The organism is Phenylobacterium sp. (assembly GCF_016793285.1).
In the GTDB taxonomy this organism is placed as follows: domain Bacteria; phylum Pseudomonadota; class Alphaproteobacteria; order Caulobacterales; family Caulobacteraceae; genus Phenylobacterium.
Genome location: NZ_JAEUMO010000002.1, coordinates 1 through 4624, shown reverse-complemented (window position 1 = coordinate 4624; position 4624 = coordinate 1). Strand labels below are relative to the sequence as shown.

At 69.9% G+C, this 4624-nt stretch carries 6 protein-coding genes; 4 read left to right on the top strand and 2 right to left on the bottom strand.

Translation table 11 applies throughout. From position 1 onward, the window contains the following. Positions 1–714, bottom strand: a 714-nt coding sequence (locus JNL41_RS00290; RefSeq protein WP_293472080.1) for an alpha/beta hydrolase, incomplete at its 3' end; no start/stop codon positions are given. A 5-nt stretch (positions 715–719) separates the two neighbouring features. Next, the gene (locus JNL41_RS00285; RefSeq protein ID WP_293472079.1) at positions 720–1238 is read right to left on the bottom strand and encodes a GNAT family N-acetyltransferase; all 519 of its coding nucleotides are present in this window, start codon (positions 1236–1238) and stop codon (positions 720–722) included. Between the two features lie 86 nt (positions 1239–1324). Between JNL41_RS00285 and JNL41_RS00280 the strand changes: the two genes are divergently transcribed. From JNL41_RS00280 to JNL41_RS00265, 4 genes are all read left to right on the top strand, one after another. After that, positions 1325–2233: a flagellar motor protein MotB gene (locus JNL41_RS00280; RefSeq protein ID WP_293472078.1), complete on the top strand. Its 909-nt coding sequence runs from the start codon at positions 1325–1327 to the stop codon at positions 2231–2233. 75 nt (positions 2234–2308) lie between these two features. Further along, complete coding sequence (locus tag JNL41_RS00275) at positions 2309–3073, top strand: arginyltransferase (RefSeq protein ID WP_293472076.1); 765 nt, start codon at positions 2309–2311, stop codon at positions 3071–3073. Between the two features lie 97 nt (positions 3074–3170). Further along, a complete protein-coding gene (locus tag JNL41_RS00270; RefSeq protein WP_293472074.1) occupies positions 3171–3833 on the top strand; it encodes a DnaA/Hda family protein in 663 nt (220 codons plus the stop codon). 113 nt (positions 3834–3946) lie between these two features. After that, positions 3947–4624 (top strand): CYTH domain-containing protein (locus JNL41_RS00265; protein ID WP_293472072.1); only part of this gene is annotated, 678 nt, incomplete at its 3' end.

Sequence of the window (4624 nt, the reverse complement as noted above, 5' to 3'; positions counted from 1 at the left end):
GTCCTCCTCGCCCCAGACGATGAGCGTCGGCGTCTCGATCATCTGGGTGGCGGAGAGCTGGCGCGAGCCGCGGAAGGCGGCGCGATACCAGTTGATCATGCCGCGGATCGCCCCCGGCCGCTGCGCGTCGCGCGCATAGCGGTCGAGCACCTCGTCGGTGAAGTTCGTCTTGTCGACGGCCATGCCGTGGAAGGCCTGGCGGATGGCGCGTGCGTCGTTCGCCGTCATCGTCCGTTCCGGGATGCCCGGAAGCTGGAAGAAGAACATGTACCAGGACTTCCTGAGCTGGGCCCAGGATCTGCGCAGGTGCGCCACCATCACCGCCGGATGCGGCACGTTCATGATCACCAGCCGCTCCAGCGGCCGCCTGCGGTTGATGGCGAACGACCAGGCCAGGCCCGCGCCCCAGTCGTGGCCGATCAGGGTGACGCGCCTGGCGCCGCTGGCGTCGATCAGGGCGGCGACGTCCTCCATCAGCCGCTCCATGGCGTAGTCGGCCACGTCCCTCGGCTTCGGCTCGGTCTCTCCGTAGCCGCGCAGGTCGGGCGCCCAGACGCGGTAGCCCATCTCGGCCAGCAGCGGGAGCTGGAAGCGCCAGGAGAACCGGCTCTCGGGGAATCCGTGCAGGCAGAGCGCCAGGTGATCCCCCTCGCCGGCCTCGTCCACGGCGAAGCGGAAGCCGTTGGCCTCGACGGTGCGGGTGGTGATCGTCATTCGTGTCAGCCCCCGTCGCCCACGGTGAAGTGGGTGCTTTCCCGGTCGGCCCCGGGTAGCTGAATGACGCCACGGTAGGTGAAGCCGATCTTCCGGAGCACGGCCATCGAGGCGAAGTTCTCCAGGGTCGTGATCGCCGCCAGCTTCGGGATGCCCAGCGGCCCGCGGGCGTGCGCCAGGACCGCCGCGGCGGCCTCCTGGGCATAGCCCTGCCCCCAGACCCGCTGGATGAAGGCGTAGCCGACGTCGGGCACGTCCAGGCCGTCGCGCTTCACGAGGCCGGCCAGACCCACCGGAGTCGAATCGAGCTTCTGGACCGTCACCCACATGCCGAAGCCGTAGCTGCGGTAGCTGCCGAGCACGCGCTCCTCGATGTAGGCGGCGGCCTCGTCCAGCGTGCGAACGCCGCGGTCGCCGATGTTCTCCAGGAAGCCGGGGGAATTGAGCAGCTCGAGGATGAAGGGCGCGTCCCCCGCCTCCGCCTCGCGCAGGATCAGCCGCCCGGTCTCCAGAACGACGACCACGAAGCACCCTCCCGATTGCGCGCAACGTCATCTTAACGGGCGGCTGCGCAACTTGCCCCGAAATCAGGGTGAATCCGGGTGTAACCATGGCCGTCGGTGGCGACCAGCCGATCCTTATCAAGAAGATCAAGAAGGGCGGCGGACACGGCCACCACGGTGGCGCGTGGAAGGTGGCCTACGCCGACTTCGTGACCGCCATGATGGCCTTCTTCCTGCTCATGTGGCTGATCAACACCACCTCGCCCGAGCAGAAGCGCGGCATCGCCGACTACTTCGCCCCGGCCAGCGTCTCGGAGACCACCTCGGGCGCCGGCGGCATCCTGGGCGGCTCGGCGCTGGGCAGCGACGGGTCCAAGAGCGCCGGCTCCTCGGACGTCATCGAGGAACTCGCGCCCTCGTCGCGCAACCCGAACGACGGCGACGCCAAGGACGGCGCCAAGCCCATGACGGCCGAAGAGGCCGCCGCCGCCCAGGCCCAGGCCGCCGCCGCCAAGCAGGAAGAAGCCGCCTTCGCCTCGGCCGCGCAGTCGCTGCGCCAGGCCATGCAGTCGATGCCGGAACTGGCCGAGCTTTCGAAGAACATCATCATCGACGAGACGCCCGAGGGCCTGCGCATCCAGCTCGTCGACCAGGAAGGCCGCTCGATGTTCAACCAGGGCACCGCGGCGCCCAACGACCGGGCCAAGCTGCTGCTGCGCGCCGTATCGAAGGTGATCAACCAGCTTCCGAACCGCATCTCCGTCTACGGCCACACCTCGGCCAGCGCCAACGGCGCCAAGCCCGAGAGCGACTGGTCGCTGTCGTCGGCCCGCGCCGACGCATCGCGCAAGGTGCTGCAGGGCGCCGGGGTCGACGCTGACCGCGTCTATCAGGTGTCGGGCAAGGCCGGCTCGGAGCCGCTCTATCCGGACGATCCGACCCTGCCGGGCAACCGCCGCATCGCGATCGTGTTGTTGCGTGAGGCGCCGGTCCTGCCCCCCTCGCCGGGACTCTAGCGTAGTCCTTGCGTGGACGCCCGGCATGACGCCTAATCGGCTCGAGCCGCTCCAGACGAAGGCGACCGCAGGTCCGTGACGCAGCACTTTCCGACCCGACAGCTCCGGTTTTTCCTGACCGCGCCGTCGCCGTGCCCCTACCTGCCCGAACGGTTCGAACGCAAGGTCTTCGCGCACCTGCCCCTGTCGGATGGGGCGCAGGTGAACGACAGCCTGACCCAGGTGGGTTTCCGCCGGTCGCAGAACATCGCCTACCGTCCCGCCTGCGAGGCCTGCTCGGCCTGTGTTTCGGCGCGCATCCCGGCCGCCGACTACGTCTTCTCCCGCTCGGAGCGGAAGCTGCTGGCGCGCAACGAGGACGTCGAGCGTCATCTGGTGGAGGCCGAGGCCACCATGGAGCAGTTCGACCTGCTCCGCCGCTACCTGCTGGCCCGCCACGCCGACGGCGGCATGGCCGAGATGACCTGGCCCGACTACGTGGCGATGGTCGAGGACACCGCCGTCCGCACCCACATCATCGAATACCGCGTGAAGTCGAAGGACGGCGGCCCCGGCGACCTGATCGCCTGCGCGCTGGTCGACCTGATGAGCGACGGCCTGAGCCTCGTCTACAGCTTCTACGACCCCACGCTCGCCCGCCGCAGCCTGGGGTCGTTCGTCATCCTCGATCATGTGGTGCAGGCCTGCCTGACCACCCTGCCCTACGTCTACCTGGGCTACTGGGTCCGGGGCTCGGAGAAGATGGACTACAAGGTCCGCTTCTCGCCCATCGAACTCCTCAAACCCGACGGCTGGACGCTGGCCGCGTCGCGCGACCTGAAGACGCCGGCCGGGGACTGACCCGCAAGGTCGGTGGACAAGGCCGTCGGGTCTGCTGGCGCCGGTTCGCGACAGCGCCTAAATTCAACACCGTGAACGCAACACTTCGACCAGACGCATGGCGCGGCAGCTTCGGCTGAGCCTGGGGCGCGATGGCCCGCCGTCGTTCCACGAGTTCGTGCGCGGACCGTCCAACGCCGCGGCGCTCGCCGCGGTGGAGGCATGGCCCGCGTGGACGGGCGGCTGCCTGGCGATCCTCGGACCCAAGGGGGTGGGCAAGTCGCACCTCGCCCGCGCCTGGGCCGACGCCGTCCAGGCGGTGATCGTCGAGCGCGAGCATCCCGATCTCGACGCAGCCGCGGGCCGTCCGGTGTTGTTGGAAGACGCGGACCGCGGCGTCTCGACCGAGGGGCTGTTCCACCTGATCAACATCGCGGCGCGGGACGGCGGCGGCCTGCTGCTCACGGCGCGGACGCGGCCCTCGACCTGGCCCACGGCGCTGCCCGACCTGCGCTCCCGCCTCAACGCCTTTCCGATCGTCGAGATCGACCCGCCGGACGACGTCGTGCTGGAAGGAGTGCTCCGGCGCTTCTTCCGCGACCGCAACATCCGCCCGCCGGAGGAGGTGTACCCGTACCTGCTGGCCCGCATGCGCCGCTCGATCCCCGACGCCGAGGCGATCGTGCGCAAGCTGGACGAGGCGGGCGACGAGGGCTTCCGGCCGGTGACCCGCGTGCTGGCGCGCCAGATCCTGGAAGCACGCCAGGGGCTCGATTTCTGACCCCGCCCACGGGCGGCGCAAATAAATCCGGGCGCGCGATAGACAAAGCGATTCGTTTCCCTTCAGTGGTTCTCCCGGCGTGACGCACCGGTCACGCGTTACGGGAAGTCGGGATGCTTGCCCGAAGCCCAGCCACGGCTTCGCCGGAGCTGGAGATCAAGTTCCAGCTCGGCGCCGGCGCACTCGAGGCGCTGCAGGCGGAGCTGTTCCCACTCGTCCAGGCCCAGGTCGCGCGGATGCACGCGATCTACTACGACACCGCCAGCCACGCGCTGCGCGACGGCGGCTTCAGCCTGCGCGTGCGGACCCGGGGCGACGCCGCCATCCAGACCCTGAAGCACCGGAACGGGGGCGGCCTGTTCGAACGCGACGAGTGGGAGACGCCGGTCAAGGGGCCGGAGCTGGATCGCGCTGCGCTCAAGGGCACGCCGGCGGAGACCGTGGTCGGCGAGACCGAGCTGGCTCCGGCGTTCACGGTCGAGGTCGAGCGGCGCGTCCACGTCTGCACGCGGGGCGCGGCGCAGGTCGAAGTCAGCTTCGACACCGGCCTCATCGCGGCGGGCGATCGCAGCGAGCCGGTGGCCGAGATGGAGCTCGAGCTGCTGTCGGGGCCGCCGCAGGCGCTGTTCGAATTCGCCCGCGAGTTGCTCGCCAAGGCGGACCTGACGCTGTCGTTCGAGAGCAAGGCCGAGCGGGGCTATCGGCTCGTGGGCCATGACGGGGTCGCGGCGCTGAAGGCCCAGAACACCGCGGTCGGGCCGCAGACGCGCGGCGCCGAGGCGTTCCAGCTC

Bases quoted from the DNA above. Each gene is read 5' to 3' on its own strand.
- JNL41_RS00280 (WP_293472078.1), top strand. From the start codon at position 1,325: ATGGCCGTCGGTGGCGACCAGCCGATCCTTATCAAGAAGATCAAGAAG.
- JNL41_RS00270 (WP_293472074.1), top strand. From the start codon at position 3,171: ATGGCGCGGCAGCTTCGGCTGAGCCTGGGGCGCGATGGCCCGCCGTCG.